Annotated in this window: 10 protein-coding genes and 2 pseudogenes; 7 read left to right on the top strand and 5 right to left on the bottom strand. The window is 70.9% G+C overall.

Annotation, left to right across the window (positions count from 1 at the left end; all coding sequences use genetic code 11):
* Entirely contained in the window at positions 1-8,181 is an 8,181-nt protein-coding gene (locus P3T29_RS12245; RefSeq protein ID WP_280716399.1) for a toxin glutamine deamidase domain-containing protein, read from the bottom strand.
* A 268-nt stretch (positions 8,182-8,449) separates the two neighbouring features.
* A complete protein-coding gene (locus P3T29_RS12240) occupies positions 8,450-9,007 on the bottom strand; it encodes a DUF1629 domain-containing protein (RefSeq protein WP_280716397.1) in 558 nt (185 codons plus the stop codon).
* 195 nt (positions 9,008-9,202) lie between these two features.
* On the opposite strand from P3T29_RS12240, the pseudogene P3T29_RS12235 reads away from it, so the two are divergent.
* Positions 9,203-9,340, top strand: a pseudogene (locus tag P3T29_RS12235) (RNA-guided endonuclease TnpB family protein); the annotation flags it as partial.
* Between the two features lie 112 nt (positions 9,341-9,452).
* Positions 9,453-9,680, top strand: a pseudogene (locus P3T29_RS12230) (antibiotic biosynthesis monooxygenase); the annotation flags it as partial.
* Between the two features lie 9 nt (positions 9,681-9,689).
* Here the strand turns inward: P3T29_RS12230 and P3T29_RS12225 are convergent.
* On the bottom strand, positions 9,690-11,258 hold the full coding sequence (locus P3T29_RS12225) for an APC family permease (protein WP_280716396.1): 1,569 nt from the start codon (positions 11,256-11,258) through the stop codon (positions 9,690-9,692).
* Positions 11,259-11,567: 309 nt separating this feature from the next.
* On the opposite strand from P3T29_RS12225, the gene P3T29_RS12220 reads away from it, so the two are divergent.
* Both P3T29_RS12220 and P3T29_RS12215 read left to right on the top strand, forming a co-directional pair.
* Positions 11,568-11,810: a chaplin gene (locus tag P3T29_RS12220; protein ID WP_280716395.1), complete on the top strand. Its 243-nt coding sequence runs from the start codon at positions 11,568-11,570 to the stop codon at positions 11,808-11,810.
* A 508-nt stretch (positions 11,811-12,318) separates the two neighbouring features.
* Positions 12,319-13,332, top strand: a complete 1,014-nt coding sequence (locus P3T29_RS12215) for a phosphatase PAP2 family protein (RefSeq protein WP_280716394.1) — start codon at positions 12,319-12,321, stop codon at positions 13,330-13,332.
* On the opposite strand, the gene P3T29_RS12210 is transcribed toward P3T29_RS12215, so the two are convergent.
* Positions 13,320-14,219: a Gfo/Idh/MocA family oxidoreductase gene (locus P3T29_RS12210; protein ID WP_280716517.1), complete on the bottom strand. Its 900-nt coding sequence runs from the start codon at positions 14,217-14,219 to the stop codon at positions 13,320-13,322. The genes P3T29_RS12215 and P3T29_RS12210 overlap by 13 nt on opposite strands.
* Positions 14,220-14,432: 213 nt before the next feature.
* On the opposite strand from P3T29_RS12210, the gene P3T29_RS12205 reads away from it, so the two are divergent.
* Positions 14,433-14,717, top strand: a complete 285-nt coding sequence (locus P3T29_RS12205; protein WP_280716393.1) for a DUF427 domain-containing protein — start codon at positions 14,433-14,435, stop codon at positions 14,715-14,717.
* Positions 14,718-14,770: 53 nt separating this feature from the next.
* Here the strand turns inward: P3T29_RS12205 and P3T29_RS12200 are convergent, their stop codons facing one another.
* Positions 14,771-15,688 (bottom strand): LysR family transcriptional regulator, encoded by a 918-nt coding sequence (locus P3T29_RS12200; protein ID WP_280716392.1) that lies wholly within the window; start codon positions 15,686-15,688, stop codon positions 14,771-14,773.
* A 216-nt stretch (positions 15,689-15,904) separates the two neighbouring features.
* Here P3T29_RS12200 and P3T29_RS12195 point away from each other — a divergent pair, with 216 nt between their 5' ends.
* Both P3T29_RS12195 and P3T29_RS12190 read left to right on the top strand, forming a co-directional pair.
* Entirely contained in the window at positions 15,905-16,108 is a 204-nt protein-coding gene (locus P3T29_RS12195) for a cold-shock protein (protein ID WP_280716391.1), read from the top strand.
* A gap of 287 nt (positions 16,109-16,395) precedes the next feature.
* Complete coding sequence (locus tag P3T29_RS12190; RefSeq protein WP_280716390.1) at positions 16,396-17,934, top strand: DEAD/DEAH box helicase; 1,539 nt, start codon at positions 16,396-16,398, stop codon at positions 17,932-17,934.
* The last annotated feature ends 4 nt before the right edge of the window (positions 17,935-17,938 follow it).

Below are 17,938 nucleotides of genomic sequence, written 5' to 3'. Positions count from 1 at the left end.
TCAGTCGCGGTGGTCGGACCGACCGGATCGCGGCAGGTGCGTCTCGATCGAGGCGGCGAGCCCCTGGAATTCCACAGTGGGCTCCGGTTCCTTCAGCGCTGCCAGCGGGTCGGTGAGCTGCGCCAGGGTGACGGGCACCGGCGGCACGACTGGCTGCGGCGCGATCGCGGGAACCGAAGCCGGAGTCAGCGGAAGTACGCCCGTCGGGGTCACGGGCTCCGGGCCGACCTCCGCCGGGGCGGACGCTTCCGGGGTGGACGCTTCCGGGGCAGTCGCTTCCGGGGCGGGCTCCGGCGGGCGGAGCGAGATGGCCTCGCCCGTCTGGTGGGCGGGGTCGAAGGCGAGGTAGTGGTCGCTCATCACGGTCGCGGGCGCGCACTCGGTGTCCGGTATCTCGATGCTGACCGGGATCAGGCCGTGCTCGACGAGAGGCTCCCGCTTGCCGTCGAAGAAGGTCAGCGTGACCTTCGCGTAGCCGTCGAACACCGAGACCGGCGTGTTGAACTTGGCGTGCGACATCGCCCGCCCGCCGTCCGCCGCTGAGTCGCCCTGGCGGGTGCGGCGCTGGACGCCTGCGCTGGCCGTCACACTGGCCTCCCCGAGGCCGGGCAGGCTGCCCGTGACGCCCAGCTGCGCCTGTCCGCCCCAGAGTTTCCAGTCCAGGTCGGTCCGGGCGGTGGAGGTGGACGACTCGTTGATCGGGCTGAGTTCGAGCTTCTTGTCCGTGGCCCGGTACTCCAGCTTGACGAGTTCCATCGACGCCTTCACGCCGCCGTTCGACACCAGCCTCCGGCGGTCGGCGCCCGGTGTGGTGATCTCCTCCGGGAAGCGGGCGGAGAGCTGCGAATGGCTGAGGGTGTTGCGCGCCGCGCTCTCCATCCGCTTCCAGTTCCGCGCGCCGAAGTACTCGGGCCCGCGAAGCCGCAGCACGTCCTGCACGCCATGGACGTCGCCCGCCCAGCGCATCACGTCGATGTCGCGCGGACCGTCCCAGATCCGGGCCGGCGGGACCCGTACGGGCACCGGCTGCTCCTCGCCGGGCGCCAGGTCGAAGCGCCGGGGCGTCCGGTCGGCGGTGTCGGCCGTGAACGGCCAGGGGCTGTCGGACCTGGCCGTGGCGCCCGTCTCGACCAGTGCGTCGAAGCCGATCTCGGTCTTGCCGACACCTCTGGTGGGACTGGTCAGTTGTCTGATACCGCGCTTGGCCGCACCCGGCCAGGAGGTCGGGTTCCAGCGCGAGCCGCGGATCGGCTCCTCGGCCGGGGCCACCTTGTGCTGCCCGCCGACCGGGAGCAGTGGCGCCCGCTCCATGTAGTAGTGCAGGACGGCCTTGCCGGTGAAGTCGGAGCCGCCCTGCTTGGACTTGCCGGTCATCCCCGAGGTCGTCGTACGCGCCTGTACGTCCTGCTCGTCGGTGCCCCGGCCGTGGGTCACGCCGCCGCCACCGACGACGGCCAGGCCGTGCGGCAGGGGGTTGGAGGTGCCCAGCGCGGTGACCGTGACGGTGTCACCCTTCCCCCTGCCGAACGCGGTCGCGCCGTCCGAACTCGCGAAGGAGTGCTGCATGTTGGTGCCCGCGTTGAACTCGACCTGGGCGCTGTCCCCGACGTGTTCCAGCTCGCCGACCGACGCCCAGATCCGGACGGTGGAGCGGCCGTGCTTGATGACCGTCTCCTGGCCCGCCATCATCGACTTCAGCTGCGGCTGCAACCGGTCGGGCTCCAGGGCCGCGAGGACCTTCTTCTTCATCCCGCCCCAGTCCGAGCCCAGCACGTTGCGCCCGGGCGCGTTGAGTTGACGGACCGTCAGTTCCTTCGCCGACAGCCCGTCCCGACCAGGCTCCAGGTGGAACACGTTGTGGACGATGTCGGTGTCCCCGAGCCGGTGCGTGGTCTCGACCCGGGCCGGGACGTGCGAGCCCTCCTGCGGCAGGACTTCTCCCTCGTGCACGGTGGGCGGCAGGGCGTGCCGCAGGGGCACCGCGACCGTCGTCTCGACCGGCACCTCGGCATGCCGCTCGGGGAACGACGAGCCCAGCTTGTGCAGGTCGAACTCGACCTTGAACTTCGTCGTGCCGGCGAACTCCCCGGCCGGCTCGACCGACTTGCCGGTGTTGACCGTGCCGGCTCGCCGGTCCACGGTGTGACCCTGCGTGTGGACGCTGCTGTGCGCGTAGTTCGCCCTGACCTGGGCGTGCGGCAGGTTCGCGGTGGCGGACGCACCGACGGTGGTGGTCGTCTGAGTGTCACCGGCCACACCGGAGGCCGTCCGCGACTGCACGCCCTGCTGGAACTCGTACGCCTTGACGGTGTTGGTGTGCTTGAAGTCGTCCTCCAGCACGGCCGTGACCTTGATCCGGCCCCGCCAGCCGTTGACCGAGACCTCCTCGACCAGTTCGCCGCCACGGGTCAGCCCGGACAGCCGGGGCTTGAGCGCGAACGGGTCGAACGCCTCCCGGAGGTCCATCAGCGCCTTGTCCGGGATGGCACCGGCGTGCCTGGTCAGAGTCCCCTCGATGGTGCGGAGCACCTCGGTGTCCCCGCGTCCGAGGCTGTCCACGACGTCGGACGCCGACAGCTGGCCCTTGGCGAGCCGGGGCGGCGCACCGTACTCCTCGGCGGGCGGCAGGTGCTGCGCCGGCGCGGCCTCGGTGGGCTCGGCGTCCCCCGGGCGGAAGACCGCGTGACCGTCCTCGCCCACCTCGCCGGGCAGGCAGTCCCGGGCGTTCAGGCTGAGTTCGGCGGGCAGTTCGACGGTGAAGGTGTGGTCCCTGCCGTCGACGCTGACCGTGACGTCGACCCCGACCTTCGACTCGTAAAGCCCTTGCGCCTCACTGTACTTGCCGTTCGAGTAGGTCTTCCCCGAGGTGCCGGCGCGCAGGCCGTCGCGCTCGCGCACCTGCCGGCTGACCGACGCCTGGCCGCTGAGGCCGTGCGTGGCGTCGAACTGACCGCCGCCGCCGGCCTGGCCCTGGAAGGTCTTCGCGTCCGAGAGCAGGTAGCGGTCCGCCTCGAAGGTGGTGACCTCGCTGACCGGGTTCCGCTCGGCGTCCTTGACCGTGCGGTTGTACGCCATCTCCGTCACATGGGCGGTGGCGCTGACCTTGACCTTGTGCCGGAGCAGTCCGACGGTCTGCTCCGGGGCCTCCAGGCGCAGGTCACGGGTCATCGAGACCAGCCGGGACGAGACCTTCGGATGGCTGAAGGCCTGCAGGACGTCCTGCTTGACGCCCTCCCACTCGCTCTTGCCGAGCAGTCGCTCGCCGTGGGCGTTCAACTCGGCGTGCAGGGGCCTGATGTCGCGCAGGTCTCGGATGGTGGTGGTGTCCTTGAGCCCGCCCCGCCAGACGTCGGCCGGTGGCCGGAGGACGTCGGCGCCGACCGGGAACTGCTTGGGCGCGGCCGGGGTCGGCGCCTTGGTCCGGTCGGCCTCGAACAGCGTGGGGTCCGACGAACGGGTTCCGCCCTCGGTGGTCGGCGCTTCGACCCGGCGGGCGTCGGCCTGCGGGATGAGCGCGCTGAAGCCGATCCTGGAGTCGGCCTCGCCGTGCGTGGTGCCGAGCGGCGTCGACTTGGTGAACTCGAACTTCAGGGCGGCGACCCCGTCGAAGACGACCCCTGGCTCCTTGGTCTTGGTCGTCGAGGTGACCTCGTACCCGTTGCCCGTGATGCCCACCCGGTCACGCGCGAACTGCGCACTCGAACTGCCGGCCAGCAGACCGGGCTTGGCAGCCGCCAACGCTCCCTGGCCGGTCAGGGGCAGCGTGACCGCGTCGCTGCTGGTCACCTGCTTCGAGCTCGAACGAGCAACTCCCGTACCGAAGTTGAACTCGGTCTTGGGCGGGGTGACACCCTTCTGCCAGGCACTGTCCAGGTCGGCGCTGATCTCCACCGCACCCTTCACCAGACCGGTGCCGTCGGTGACTTCGAGGTGGATCTTCTGACCGGCCATCATGCCCCGGAGTTCCTGGTGCAGCCGGGTGACGTCGACCTCCGCGAGCAGCTTGGCCTTGGTGTCCTTCCAGAGCCCGCCGAAGAACTCCTGCCCCGGCCCGTCGATTCCGCTCACGACCTCGGTCATACCGTTCCGGCCGCTGTCCGGGTTGCGACCGGACCAGACGTCCAGCACGACGGCCGCGCCGAGGCCCTGGCCCTGGGCGACCCGCTCCGGCAGCTGGAAGTGGTCCGCGACCGGCTGCGGCAGCCCGTCCGCGTCCAGGCAGTCCCGGGCCGGGATACCAACCGTGGCGCCGATGTCGAGGCTCTCCTCGTGGGCGCCCGTGGGCGTCTCGAACGGCCGGCCGTTCTTCTTCAACTGACTGAAGTCGACCTTCAGTTCGAGAGTCCCGGCGAACAGCCCGACCGGCGCGACGGTCTTCGCGCGGCTGATCACCCGGTCGGCGTCGATCCGGACCCGGTCCGTGTTCAAGTCGTGGAGGTGCTCGGCCGGCACGGTGTAGGAGCCCACCGCGCCCTTGGTCCCGAGCTGCAGACCGGTGGTGGAACGCCAGCGTGTGCCGTCGAACGAGCCGATCGCGGACTGCTGTTCGGAACCGTGCTCCTGCTCCATCGCGTCGGCGGTGTTGATGTGGTCGAGCCGCTTGACGCTGGCGGTGACGGCGACCTTGCCCTCCCAGCCGTTGCCGCTGAACGGCGCCTCCACGACATTGCCCCGGGAGAGCGAGGAGAGTTCGGGCCGCAGGGTCGACGCACTGAAGAAGCCCTCGGCCATCGTCCTGGCGGCGGGCGCGTCCAGGCCGAAGGTGTCCTGGAAGAGGCCGGTGATCCGGTCGAGCACCACCGAGTCGCCCTCGTGCAGGCTGACCAGCAGGTCCCCGCCACCCAGCGTCTCGAACGCGGTCACGCGGGACGGCGCGGTCAGCACCCTGGCCGGGTCGATCGGGGTGGTGGGGGCGAAGGCGGGGTCGTCGCGGCGCGGCGTCCCGGGGTGGTCGGTGGGTCCGCCGAGCCCGGCTCCGTCGTCGGAGGAGCGGAGCGAGGAGTCGGTGGGCCGGAGCGACGGATGCGGCCCCGAGAGTTCGGAGGGCGGGGTGACCCGGATCTCGGGGATGACGGTGTCCGGGACGGGCTCGGGCCTGGGCGCGGGCTCGGTCTCGGTCTCGGTCTCGGGCCTGGGCGCGAGCGTGGACTCGGCGGCCGTCGGTTCTGCCGGGTGCAGGTCAGCGAGCTCGATCCCGGAAGTGGTCGGGTCGTCGTGGTTCTCGGACGAGGAGGAGCCGGTCGCCGGCTTCTTGCCGTCCGACGTCGGGCTGCCGAAGCGGGCCGCGCCCGGCTCCAGCAGGGTGTGGTCGGCCGTGCCGCCGTCGACATCCTGCTCGTGCGGGCCGGAGGTGGCCGCCCAGACCTGCCGGCCCTCCGCGAACCGACCGGGCGCCGCGCCCGGCTCGGCCTCCCAGGTCCGGTGAATGCTCGGGTCGGACCAGCGGAGTGTCCCGTCGGGGCCGTGGATCAGGGCCAGCGCGTGCCCCTCCTCCCCGCCCCGGCCGAACAGGACCGTCGAGAACGTCCCCGGTCCGGCCTTCTTCACCTGGTCCAGCAGGGAGTCGATCCCGCGCTGGTCCGATCCGAACTCCCGGGGCATCCCGTGACGCTTCAGCAGCGTCATCGCCGCGCCGTCCTCCGCGCGGGCCTCCTGCGGCCAGGCCGCCGGGCGGGGACGGCCGTAGTGGGTGTCCCGCAGCGCCTCGGTGTTCTCCAGGCAGCTGTGCAGATTGCCGCCGTCGAGGCTGGTCTCGTGCGGGTTGACCAGCTTCAGCAACTCCTCGGACGGGCGCGGGAAGCGCTCGCCCGCGTTCTCGCTCTCGTGGAGGTGGTCCACCAGCGCCTGGTGCTGCTCCCGGGTGGGCGGTTCGAGCCCACGGTCGCGCAGGACGGCCTCGGTGTTCTCGTACGCGGGTGTGCGCTGCCGCTTCGGGGCGGGTGCGCCCGTGGCCGCCGGGTCGTCCGCACGCGGGCGCTTGCCGCCCGACGCGACGGTGTCGTGCACCGGGCCACTCGACGCGTCGCTGTCCCGGAGCTTCCTGGGCGTGCTGATCGGTCGCTCCCGCAGGGGCGTGGCCGGGCGCTCGGACTCGCTGCCGAACGCATCGTCATGAGACCTCTTCCCGGTCGGCGTACGGAGTTCGCCCGCCGGTCGGGACGGCTGGACGCGCCCCAGTTGCAGGCCCGCTTCGTCCTCGCGCGTCCGCTTGTTGCCGCCGACGCCGGTCCCCCGGCTCGGGCGGGCGCCCAACCCGGCTCCGGGCGCCCCGGAGGACCCGACCCGGCCGGTGCGGACGGGGGCACTCGCGGGCGGCGGAGGCGACGGGGTGCTCGATTCGGTCGGACGGGACGCCGACGTCGAGTGACCACCCGCAGACGCACCCATCGGCGGGGGTGCGAATCCCCCGCCCAGCGGGGACGCCTGGTTCAGCGGAGCCGTCCCGGCCGGGTTGTCGGCAACGGCCGGCGTTGCGGCGTCGTCGGGCGACGGGCCGGTGCGGTCCGCAGACATCGTACGGACCGGTGCCGGGCTGCCGGCGATACGTACGCCGTCGAGGTGGGTGTTGTCCAGCCCGGAGGTGTGCACGTCCGGTAGCGGAGCAGCACCACCGAGGTGCCCGGCCTCCGAACCCAGCTCCGGCGACGCGTGGGACACCGACGCGGACCCGCCCGGATCGGCGAACGAGACCGGCCGGCCCGCCTGCTGCAGATCAGGCGCCCCAACGTCCCGGACCGGAGCAGCGCCGGACTGCTCCTGCTGCACGTGCTGCTCCTGCTGTACCGGAGTCGCCTCGGCGACAGGCGCCGCCTCGTGTGCGGGAATCTCCTCGCCGACGGGCGCCTGCGGCTCGCTCTGATGCAGCGGCACCTCCTGAGCGGAAGTCGTCTCCGTCAACGGCACCTCACGCGCCGCCGGGGTCGCCTCGGCGGTGGGCTGCAGTGCCTCGCTGCTGTCGCGCAGCGGCGGTTCCTCACGGGTCAGGGCCGGATCCGGGGCGGGCGTGGTGTCGTGAGCGCTGGGCGTACGGCCGTCGGAGAGGCTCGACTCCTGCGCAGACGGACGCTCGGAGCCCGCCGGACGCCCGGATCCGAACGCCGACAGCCCGTTGGAGCCCCCCAGGCCGGACGTACCGCCACCCTCGCCATCCCCCGCCGACACCCCGGGCCCTCGGTAACTGTCGGTAGCCGTCCCCGCCCCACTGTCCGTGCCGGACTTGAATGTCACCGGAGCACCGTGCTCCCCCTCCGCGCCGCCGAGGGCCCCCTCGGGCGGCAGCTTTGGCGCCTCGTTGAAGTGCGCCTTCGCCGCCGCCGCACCCGCGTGGAGCCCCGCGCCGCCGGCGCCGCTGAGGCCCGACCCCAGCAGACTGCTGCCGTCCACGTGACCCGTCGTGATCAACTGCGTCGCAGCGTCCGTACCGACACCCACGGCCGCGCCGGTGGCCATCTTGCCGACCGTGGAGCCCATGGCGCCCTCAAGGCCCATCTTGGCACCGGCCGCGCCGACGCCCTTGCCCAACAGATGCCCGGTCGCACCGGCCACCGCGCCGCCCAGCGCGTTCTGGCCGAGCTCCTTCATGTCGATGCTCTTGCGGTGACCCTGCGCCAGCTCGATGGTCTGCGCCAGCAGGTTGATCGCCGCCATCTGCACGGCCTGCTTGACCGCGTGCTCCAGCGCCTCCTTCAGCAGCGTCTTCAGGAACTGCTGCACCACCTCACGCGTGATCCCCACGAACACCGGGATCTCCGCCATCGACGCCCCCAGCGTCGGCACCGCCTCCGCCTCCGCCGTCGCCAACTCGAAGGCCAGGATGCCGAGTTGCGCGATGATCTGGATCTTCGCGGTCTCGGCGGAATTCGCCATGCCCTCCAGCATGTCGCCCATGCCGTTGCAGGCGGCGATCGTGCCGGGGAGATAACCGGGGTCCTGCTCGGTCCCCTTACCCACGGAGTAGTCGGCCCAGTGCTTGGCCAACGCGTCCGCCGCAACGCCCTGCTGACCCTCCAGCGCCTGCTTGATCGCGGCATCAGCCGCGTGCGAGGCATCCTGCAACTGGGCGGCGGCCTTCCGCCAGTGGTCGGCCATGTCACGCAACTGGCCCTCGTCCGCCTCCGGCCAACGCGTTCCGGCCAGAAGGAGCAGGACCCATTGGAGCGGCTCGGGGAGTTCGACAGCCATCGGGTCAGTGCCTTCCACTCTGGTTCACGTGCTCGGAGGTGAGGGCTGCGGCAGGCACCAACCGACCGCCCGAACCCGATCGTTCAGCACGCCGCGTCCACCCCGTACGGCCGCACGACAGAGAAGCGACCGCAGTGGCAATCCTCCCGAGCCCGCCACACCTCACGTAGGAAGTTGGGCAGCAGGGGCGTGAACAACCGGCGAACGCCGAATGCCAGCCCGAACCAGCTGATGTCCGGCCGACCCTGAGCAGCCGACAGCCGGGTGGTCACGCCCCCTGAACTGCCCCGACGTCAGGCAGCCCGACGAACTCGATACCCCTCGGCCCGAACCGCCGGGCGGCGTCGGCGAATCGCTCGGAGCAGAACGCGATGTCCAGGAGGGAGGGGCAGTCGACGAAGAACAGGTCGCGCTCCACCGGCTTCCTGAACCGCAGCTCCCAGACCTTCTTTATCTGCCCGTCCTTGCGGAAGTCGATTCTCGACCGCTCGAGGTCGACCACCTCCTCGGCCTTCAACAGCTCGGCGCGCGGGAACTTCACGAAGAAGTAGTCCTTCGCGGAGATCCGCCTGCCCTTCGTGGACACCGCGTGCAGCTTGGCGGCCTGCCAACTGCCCGTCTCGGTGGACCGCATCAGGGACAGGAACTCACCGCTGACGACCTGCCCGCCGAACGACGAGTGGAAGTCGAAGTCGTACGCGCGGTTCTTCGCTATCAGCCACAGCTCGGGCGGGAGGTCCGCCAGCGGAGCGTTGCCGGGGGCGTAGTGCCAGTCGTACTGCATCGGCCTGTCGTAGCCGTCGTCCGAGAACTCCTCGTGGATCATCCCGTTCAGGAAGACGGGGCAGCGAGGCTCTTGCCGGTATGCCAGCGCGAAGTGCAAAGCGTTCATCCCCGTTCGACGGCCTGACACGGCGTCGGCCCGGTCTCGGCAGCTTAGACCGACCGGCAAAGCCTGGGGGCGCGGCGTACGTTGGAACTGTTGGCCGGTCGCACGAGCGTAGGAGGCGGCAATACCGGCTGCGGCTGGACCGGCAACGCCGACCACAACGCAGCCCGGAACATCCTGCACCTGTACCGGATGGGCCACGTGCTCATCCCGGCTGCCGGAAGGGCAGTCGTCAGGCGCGCCAAGCACGTCAAACCCACTGCCGCAAGGCAAGTAGGAATCTCCCGGCCCCAGCCGGGAGAGCACTTCAACAGACTGCTCACTACCAGGTGAAGCCGTCCGCCGTGGCCAAGGTCGCGGCGGCGATCGAGACCTCGTCCGGTACGTCGAAGCGAACGAGCCCGGTACCAGGATGTACTCGGCCTGGCAGCAGGAGGACGATCCGACGAAGTTCGTCCACCTCTTCATCTTCGCCGACGAGCAGGCCCATGCCGCCCACGGCAGCTCGGACGCCGTGCGTGCCTTCGAGGCCGTCTACTCTCCTGAGCTGGTCGGCGGGCCGGTCGTCTTCACCGACTACCGGCAGGTCGCCTCCAACACCACCTGCTGACGGCTGCCGTCAGTACGGCGCGTCGGCCGGGTCGGCGGCGCTCACCGGCACGTCCGGGTTACGGAACCAGGAGCCCTGCACCGCCCACTGGATCAGCATCAACACCCCGCCCAGCAGCAGCGCACCGATGCCGATCACGGTCACGCCGCCGGTCTGACCGAAGATCGGCAGGTTGATCGAGGTCGCCCCGAAGTCGGGCTTGGCGTAGACGTCGAAGGCGCCGTAGCAGAAGAAGTAGAACAGGCTCAGCCCACCGAGCCCCGGGAACAACCCCTTGAACACGAAGTCGCGCACGCTGCGGGTGAGCACCCGGCGGTAGTACCAGACGCAGGCGAAGCCGGTGAGGCCGTAGTAGAACGCGATGCCGAGGCCCACCGAGGCGATCGAGTCGGTCAGGACGTTGCCGCTGATCGCGGTCAGCAGGACGTAGAAGGCGATGGAGACCAGGCCCATGCCGACCGTGGACCAGGTCGGGGTGAGGAACCGGTGGTGCACCCGGCCGAACTGCTCGGGCAGCGCGCGGTGGGTGGCCATCGAGAAGGTGGTACGGGCGGTGGGCAGGATGGTGGTCTGGGTGGAGGCGGCGGAGGAGGTCAGCACCATGAAGATCAGCAGCTTGGTGAGGAACCAGCCCAGCCCGGTACTGCCGAAGACCGCGTTGCCGAGGCCGGAGAGCACGTCCCCCGAGTTGGCGGGGTTCGCCAGCCCGATGCCGTCCTTGCCGACGCCCGCGAAGGCCTGCGCCGAGGTGGCGACCAGGGCGTAGATCACCAGCAGCAGCACCGTTGAGATGACTGCGGCCCGGCCCGGGGTGCGGGCGCTGTCGGCGGTCTCCTCGTTGACCGAGAGCGCCGTGTCCCAGCCCCAGTAGATGAAGACGGCGGCCAGGATCCCGGCCGTCAGCGCGGTCGCCGAGGAGACGTTGAACGGGTTGAACCAGGAGCCGGAGACATGGATGGCGGTCGCCGGGGCGTTGCTCCGGTAGGTCTTGACCAGCGCGGTGATGGAGAACAGCACCAGCACCGCGATCTCGATGCAGAGCATCCAGCGTTGCAGGGCGGCCGAGATCTCGATGCCGATGTAGCAGATCAGCGTCATCACGATGATCCAGACCACCCCCGCCAGGGTGGTCCACACCTTGTCGGCGGCGAGCGAATCCAGCCCGATCAGCCGGAAGCCGTAGATCCCGGCGATCTGGGCCAGGTTCGCCATCACGATGATGTCGGCGACGATGATGCCCCAGCCGCCCATCCACCCGGTACGGGGGCCGAACGCCCGCGCCGCCCAGGTGAAGGTGGTGCCGCAGTCGGGGTCGGAGGCGTTGAGTTCCTTGTAGGCGTACGCGATCAGCAGCATCGGGATGAACGCGAGGATCGTGATGATCGGGGCCTGCAGCCCCACCCCCGCCACGATCACCCCGAGCGTCGCCGCCAGGCTGTAGGCGGGAGCCGTGGACGCCAGACCGATCGCCACCGAGGAGAACAGACCGAGGGCGCCGCCCTTGAGCCCCTTCTCCCCCGCACCGGAACCGGTGACCGACGGTGCGGCCGGTACGGGACTGCCGGAGGGTCTGGACATCGCGCCCACCCCGCTCTCTCACTCGGACGGCAAGCCAGGACGGACCAACGGACGAACGGGTGAAACGTTTTTCAGGCTACTGCCGGGACCCCGGAGCGTCCCGTCCGGCACCGCCCGGCCCGGACCGGCTTCCCACCGATGGCCGAGCCCCGGGACCCGCGCACCGCCCGGGTGGGTGAACCCACGGTGCGCCCGGCGAGCGCGCGGTGCCGCGAGCGCCAAGACTGACTCGGGGGCCGCCCCTGCCGTCACGGCCGGCGGCGGCCTGCTCATGACTATGCACCATCCCCTCTGGAATGGAGAAGACTCATGAAGGACATCCGTAGGGCTCTCGTACTCGCCGGCGCCGCTGGTGCGCTCGTGCTCGGTACGGCCGGGGTGGCCAGTGCCGACGCCAACGCCAATGGCGTCGCCTTCGGCTCACCGGGCATCCTGTCCGGCAACGTCATCCAGATCCCGGTCCACATCCCGATCAACATCTGCGGCAACAGCATCAACGTGCTCGCCGCACTCAACCCGGCGTACGGCAACACCTGCGTCAACGCGGGCTGACCCCGCCTCACACTCGAACGCCAGGCAGAGAGGGGCCGGCGCTGCTCACCACAGCGCGCCGGCCCCGTTCCGTTGCCCGGGGACGAACCGTCGTCCAGGCCCGTCCGGGAATGTCCGAGCACGTCCGAGACCGGCTCAGCCCGTTGCCACGGCCCGGCGGTAAGCCGAAGAATGCGCCAGCGGTGCGATGCGGTGCGGCAGACCGCGCCGCTTCGTACCGCCCATCCGCTCCGCCCCGGTTCTCGTGGGCCGCAGGCACCGGCGGGCGCCTGCGGCCCACGTCACGCGACGCTTCGGGTTCGCGACACCGACCATGATTTATTCATTAAGACTCGCGCGGCCTCACCCTGGAACTCCGGGACAACTCGGCCACCGCGCCGGGCCGTTTACCCGGTTTCAGCTGGTACGGGCGATTTCTGCGCGGGTGAACAGGCAGACGATTCCTGGACGAGATTGCTACGGTGACCCGGCCCAACCTACGTGACCCCACGCGAAGGAAGCGCCCGTAGTGAGCCGTCTGATCCACGCCGAACGCACCCTGAGCCGTCCGCTCCCCAGGACGGCCGCGCCCCCCCGCCGCTCCCCCGTGCGGCTGCTGGCCTGGCCCGTGTATGCGACCGCCCTGGTCTGGTACTTGCGTACCTACGGGCTCCCGTACGCGAACGACATCGTGTTCTGCTGGCTGATCGGCGCACTGATCGCGGCGGCGGTGCACAGCGGGCACCGGCTCGGGTGGGTGCGAATACTGCGGGACTGGCTGCCGGTGATGGCGGCCGTCTGGACGTACTCACTGCTGCGGGGCTACGGAGCCCACACTCCCTGGCCGGTCCGGTACCGACCGCAGCTGGACATCGACCGGTTCCTCGGCGCGGGGCAGGCCTGGACCGTCCGGCTGCAGCACTGGCTCTGGACCCCCTCCCACCCGCACTGGTACGACTACGCGGGCACCGTGGTCTACATGTCGCACTTCTTCGTGGTGTTCATACTGCTCGCCGTGCTCTGGCGGCGGCAGGACCCGCGCTACCGGCGGCTGCTGGCGCTCTACCTCACCGTGACGTTCCTGGGCTTCGCGACCTACGTGCTCTACCCCGCCGACCCGCCATGGCTGACCGCCGTGAACGGGCACATGCCGGCCGTCACCCGGATCGTGCAGGACGTCTTCAGCTACAGCGGCCTGCCGCGCGCGGGCTCGCTCTTCGAGAACGGCAGCCGGTTCGACAACGACGTCGCCGCCATGCCCTCGCTGCACGCCGCCTACCCGATGATGCTGGCGCTCTTCTTCTGGGCGAGGGCGGGCCGCAAGCTGCGCGTCCTGCTCGCCGCCTACCCGCTGGCGATGGGGTTCACCCTGGTCTACTTCGGCGAGCACTTCGTCACCGACATCCTGGCCGGCTGGGCGTACGCGGTGGTGATCCACGTCCTCCTCAACCGGTACCTGAACGGCCGGGCCGCCAGGCGCCGGGGTGGGAGCAGCCGGCCGCTCCCGGACGACCGGCCGGCCAGGGAGCGTCAGCGGGCCTGAGCCTCGACCTGTTCGACGATGTGCTCGCACAGTTCGTGGGTGCGCAGCGCGTCGCGGGCGGGGAGCACCCGGCCCGCCCGGAGGGAGTCCAGGAAGGACTGGACCACCTGCTCGATGCCGCGCTGGCGGGCGACGGAGACCCAGTCGCCACGTCGGCGGACGGTCGGCTGGCCCTTGTGGTCGATCACCTCGGCGAGGTTGAGCACCACGCGCTTGCTGTCGCTGCCGGAGACCTCCAGGATCTCCTCGGTGGAGCCGCTGACCCGGTTCATCACGCCCAGCGCGGTGAAGCCGTCCCCGGCCAGGGTGAGCACCAGGTGCTCCAGCAGACCGCCCCGGGTCCGCGAGCGGACGTCGACGTGCTCGATCTCGCCCGGGACGAGGAAGCGGAGCGTGTCGACCACGTGCACGAAGTCGTCGAAGATCGCCGTGCGCGGCGCCTCCGGGACACCCTCGCGGTTCTTCTGCAGCAGGATGAGATCCCGGGGGCGCTCCTTGGCCAGCAGGTAGCCGGGCGCGTGGCGGCGGTTGAAGCCGACCATCAGCGAACGGCCGGTCCGCTCCGCGAGGTCGACGACGCGGCGGGCGCCGTCCAGGGTGTGGTCGAGCGGCTTGTCGACGTACACGTCCACCCCGGCGCCGAGCAGCCGCTCCACGATCGGGACGTGCTGGTCGGTGGCGGCGTGCACGAAGGCGGCCCGCAGGCCGCTGTCGATCAGCTCACCGAGGTCGGTGTAGCGGTGCGCGATGCGGTACTGGTCGCCGAGGCGGTCCAGCTTGGCCTTGTCGCGGGTCATCAGGCGCAGGTCCAGCCCGGGCATCGCGGTGAGGACCGGCAGGTACGCCTTCTGCGCGATGTCGCCGAGCCCGATCACGCCCACCGGGATCGTCTCGCCGCCGAGGCCGTCGGTGCCGTGCTCGAGGTCGTGGTGGTCGGGGTCGTGATGGTCGCTCATCGGTGCGCTCCTGCCGGGGTCCGGTGGCCGCCCCGCACCGTTGCGGGACCCAGCCGCGTCAGCAGCATATGCCAGAAAGGATGCTGATCAGTCAGGATGCCGAGAGACCGGACCGGATGCCGGGGGCTCGGGCAGAATAGGCCCATGGCCACTGCGCGTTGGAACGGCGAGATCCTCGCCGAGAGTCCGGACACCACGATCGTCGAGGGCAACCACTACTTCCCCCCGGAGGCGGTGCGGATGGCGTTCCTGAGCCCCTCCGCGACGACGACCCACTGCCCGTGGAAGGGCAACGCCTCCTACTACACCGTCCAGGTGGCGGGCGCGGAGAACCCGGACGCCGCCTGGTTCTATCCCGACCCGCTGCCCGAGGCGGCGCACATCGCCGACCACGTCGCCTTCTGGAAGGGCGTGGAGATCACGGACTGACGCTGCATCAGCTTCTGCTGACTGGACGTCAGTTGTCCGAGCATGACTGTCTGTCAGCTCTCCGAGAGGCCGCTCGCGGCGGCGGTGAGCGCGGCGAGGACGGGGCGGATCAGCGGGTGCTGGTCCGCCCCGCTGCGTACGGCGGCGAAGACCTTGCGGGTGGCGAGCTCGCTGTCCACCCGCCGTACCGAGACGGCCGTGAGGTCGGCGCCGCGCAGGGCAGAGCGCGGGACGAGCGCCACGCCCGCGCCCGCCGAGGCCAGCGCGACCACCGCGCGGAAGTCGTCGGAGGAGTGCACCAGCCGGGGCTGGAACCCCGCGTGCTCGCAGGCCAGCAGGACCACATCGTGGCAGGGGTTGCCGGGGTAGGGGCCGATCCAGGGTTCGGCGGCCAACTCGGCGAGCGCTATCGGCCCGGTGCCGGCGGCCAGCGGGTGCGGGAGCGGCAGCACCGCGTCGAAGGGCTCGGCGTAGAGCGGGACGCGGGTGAGCCGCCGGTCGTCCGCCCGGGGCGCGCCCCGGTACTCGACGGCGACGGCGAGGTCGGCCCGGCTGTCGAGCAGCATCGGCAGGCTGGCGTCCCCCTCCGCGTCGAGTACCTTCAGCCGCAGTCCGGGCGCCGAGCCGGCGAGCGCGGTGATCGCGGGGGCCAGTACCAGCGTGATGCCGGTCGCGAAGGCCGCCACCGTGACCTCGCCCGCCGCGCCGGAGCCGTACGCGGCGAGATCCGCCTCGGCCCGCTCCAGCTGGGCGAGGACGAGGTCGGCGTGGCCGAGCAGGATCTCCCCGGCGGCCGTCAGCCGCACGCCCCGGCCGTCGCGGGCGAGCAGATGGTGCCCGGTCTCCTGCTCCAGGGCGGCGAGCTGCTGGGAGACGGCGGAGGGGGTGAGGTACAACGCGGCGGCGGCAGCCGTCACGGTCCGGTGGTCGGCCACGGCCCGCAGGGTCCGCAACCGTCTGGCGTCGATCACCCGGCCATTGTGCCAGCGCGCGACGGACTCGCGGCCAGGATCCCGCCTCGGCAATACCCGCACTTCCCTCGCGCCTCTGCTAGAATTTGACTAGTTGCAGTTTTGGTACCCATGAACCTATGTGCGCCTGACGGGTTGTAACCGTCCGGGCGCATTTCTGTTTTAGCCGGTTTTCTGCCGGACCTGGGTGACTGCCCCCCTGTGAAGGAGAAAAATATGGCTACCGGTACCGTGAAGTGGTTCAACGGCGAGAAGGGCTTCGGCTTCATCGAGCAGGACGGTGGCGGCGCTGACGTCTTCGCCCACTACTCGAACATCAACGCCCAGGGCTTCCGCGAGCTCGCCGAGGGCCAGAAGGTCGAGTTCGACGTCACGCAGGGCCAGAAGGGCCCGCAGGCCGAGAACATCACCATCATCTGATGGTGTGCGTGGCGTAGGCCACGCGCTGCGGGGCCCTCATTTCGGTGCGGGCCCCGCGCTTTTCACCGCATTAGTCACACCATGCGGTTAGTCATACCGCACACCCCGCACATCGGTCCTCACACGCTGCTGTCACCTCGCAGCTTCTTCCGGGCCGCCAGCGAAGCATCCAGCACGGCATTTTCCGTCCACGCTTCGATCAATTCACGGCCCGTATGTGTCGACCTCGGTGCGGCCAGCGCCGCAATGTCCTCCTCGATACGTGCCGCCTTCGAGGAAGGGTTCCATTGAACCGCGACCGCACATTCCGTTCGAACTCACGTTTCTCCTCCGGGCGCCGCTCCGGCCCGTCCCGGCAGACCGAATTCGCCATGCCGGTGAGCACCACCCCGGCCCTGCCGCCCGTCGAGACCTTCGACGCACTCGACCTGCCCGCCCCCGTACTGCGCCTGCTGGCCCGCGAGGGCCTCACCGCACCGTTCCCGATCCAGGCCGCCACCCTGCCGAACGCCCTGATCGGGCGGGACGTGCTCGGGCGCGGCCGGACCGGCTCCGGCAAGACCCTGGCCTTCGGGTTGGCGCTGCTCACCCGGATCGCCGGCGAGCGGGCCGAGCCGAGGCGTCCGCTGGCCCTGATCCTGGTGCCGACCCGCGAGCTGGCCCAGCAGGTCTCGGACGCGCTGACCCCGTACGCCCATTCGGTGCGACTGCGGCTCACCACGGTGGTCGGCGGGATGTCGATCGGCCGGCAGGCGCAGTCCCTCGGGCGTGGCGCCGAGGTCGTGGTGGCCACCCCCGGGCGGCTGGCGGACCTGATCGAGCGCGGTGACTGCCAGCTGGACGCGGTCCGGATCACCGTGCTGGACGAGGCCGACCAGATGGCCGACATGGGCTTCATGCCGCAGGTGACGGCCCTGCTGGACCAGGTGGACCGGGACGGGCAGCGGATGCTGTTCTCCGCGACCCTGGACCGCAACATCGACCGCCTGGTGCGCGGCTACCTCTCCGACCCGGTCACCCATTCGGTGGACCCGTCAGCGGGCGCGGTCACCACTCTGGAGCACCACGTGCTGCACGTGGCCAACGGCGACAAGTCCGCCACCGCGACCCGGATCGCGGCCCGCGACGGCCGGGTGATCATGTTCCTGGACACCAAGGACGGCACCGACCGCCTCGTCGCCGACCTGCTGGCCAGCGGCGTCAAGGCCGCCGCGCTGCACGGCGGGAAGTCCCAGCCGCAGCGCACCCGCACCCTGGAGCAGTTCCGCAGCGGCACGGTCACCGCGCTGGTGGCGACCAACGTCGCGGCCCGGGGCATCCACGTGGACGGGCTGGACCTGGTGGTGAACGTCGACCCGCCGACCGACCACAAGGACTACCTGCACCGTGGCGGGCGCACCGCCCGGGCCGGCGAGTCCGGCACGGTGGTCACGCTCGTACTGCCCAACCAGCGCCGCGAGATGACCCGCCTGATGTCCACGGCGGGCATCACCCCGCACTCGGCCCGGGTGCACTCCACCGACGACGAGCTGAGCCGCATCACGGGCGCCCAGGAGCCCTCCGGCATCCCGGTCACCATCCCGGACCCGGTGATCGAGCGCCCGCGCCGGGGCAGCGGCGACTACGGCCGCCGGGCGGGCCAGGGACGCCGGACGGACGACGCCCGGCGCGTCATGGACACCCGACGCGGCACCGAAGGACGTGGCGGCGAGGGGCGCGGCACCGACGCGCGGCGCTCGACGGACCCGCGTCGGGCCGGTCAGGGACGCCGGACCACGCAGGGGGCAAACGACAGGCAGCGCCCACCTGTGGTGGACGCTGCCTGATCTG

It is taken from the genome of Kitasatospora sp. MAP5-34, from assembly GCF_029894335.1.
Classification (GTDB): Bacteria; Actinomycetota; Actinomycetes; order Streptomycetales; family Streptomycetaceae; genus Kitasatospora.
This window is presented reverse-complemented; position numbering and strand designations above follow the sequence as displayed.

Bases quoted from the DNA above. Each gene is read 5' to 3' on its own strand.
- P3T29_RS12240 (WP_280716397.1), bottom strand. From the start codon at position 9,007: ATGATCCACGAGGAGTTCTCGGACGACGGCTACGACAGGCCGATGCAG.
- P3T29_RS12225 (WP_280716396.1), bottom strand. From the start codon at position 11,258: ATGTCCAGACCCTCCGGCAGTCCCGTACCGGCCGCACCGTCGGTCACC.
- P3T29_RS12220 (WP_280716395.1), top strand. From the start codon at position 11,568: ATGAAGGACATCCGTAGGGCTCTCGTACTCGCCGGCGCCGCTGGTGCG.
- P3T29_RS12205 (WP_280716393.1), top strand. From the start codon at position 14,433: ATGGCCACTGCGCGTTGGAACGGCGAGATCCTCGCCGAGAGTCCGGAC.
- P3T29_RS12195 (WP_280716391.1), top strand. From the start codon at position 15,905: ATGGCTACCGGTACCGTGAAGTGGTTCAACGGCGAGAAGGGCTTCGGC.
- P3T29_RS12245 (WP_280716399.1), bottom strand. From the start codon at position 8,181: ATGGCTGTCGAACTCCCCGAGCCGCTCCAATGGGTCCTGCTCCTTCTG.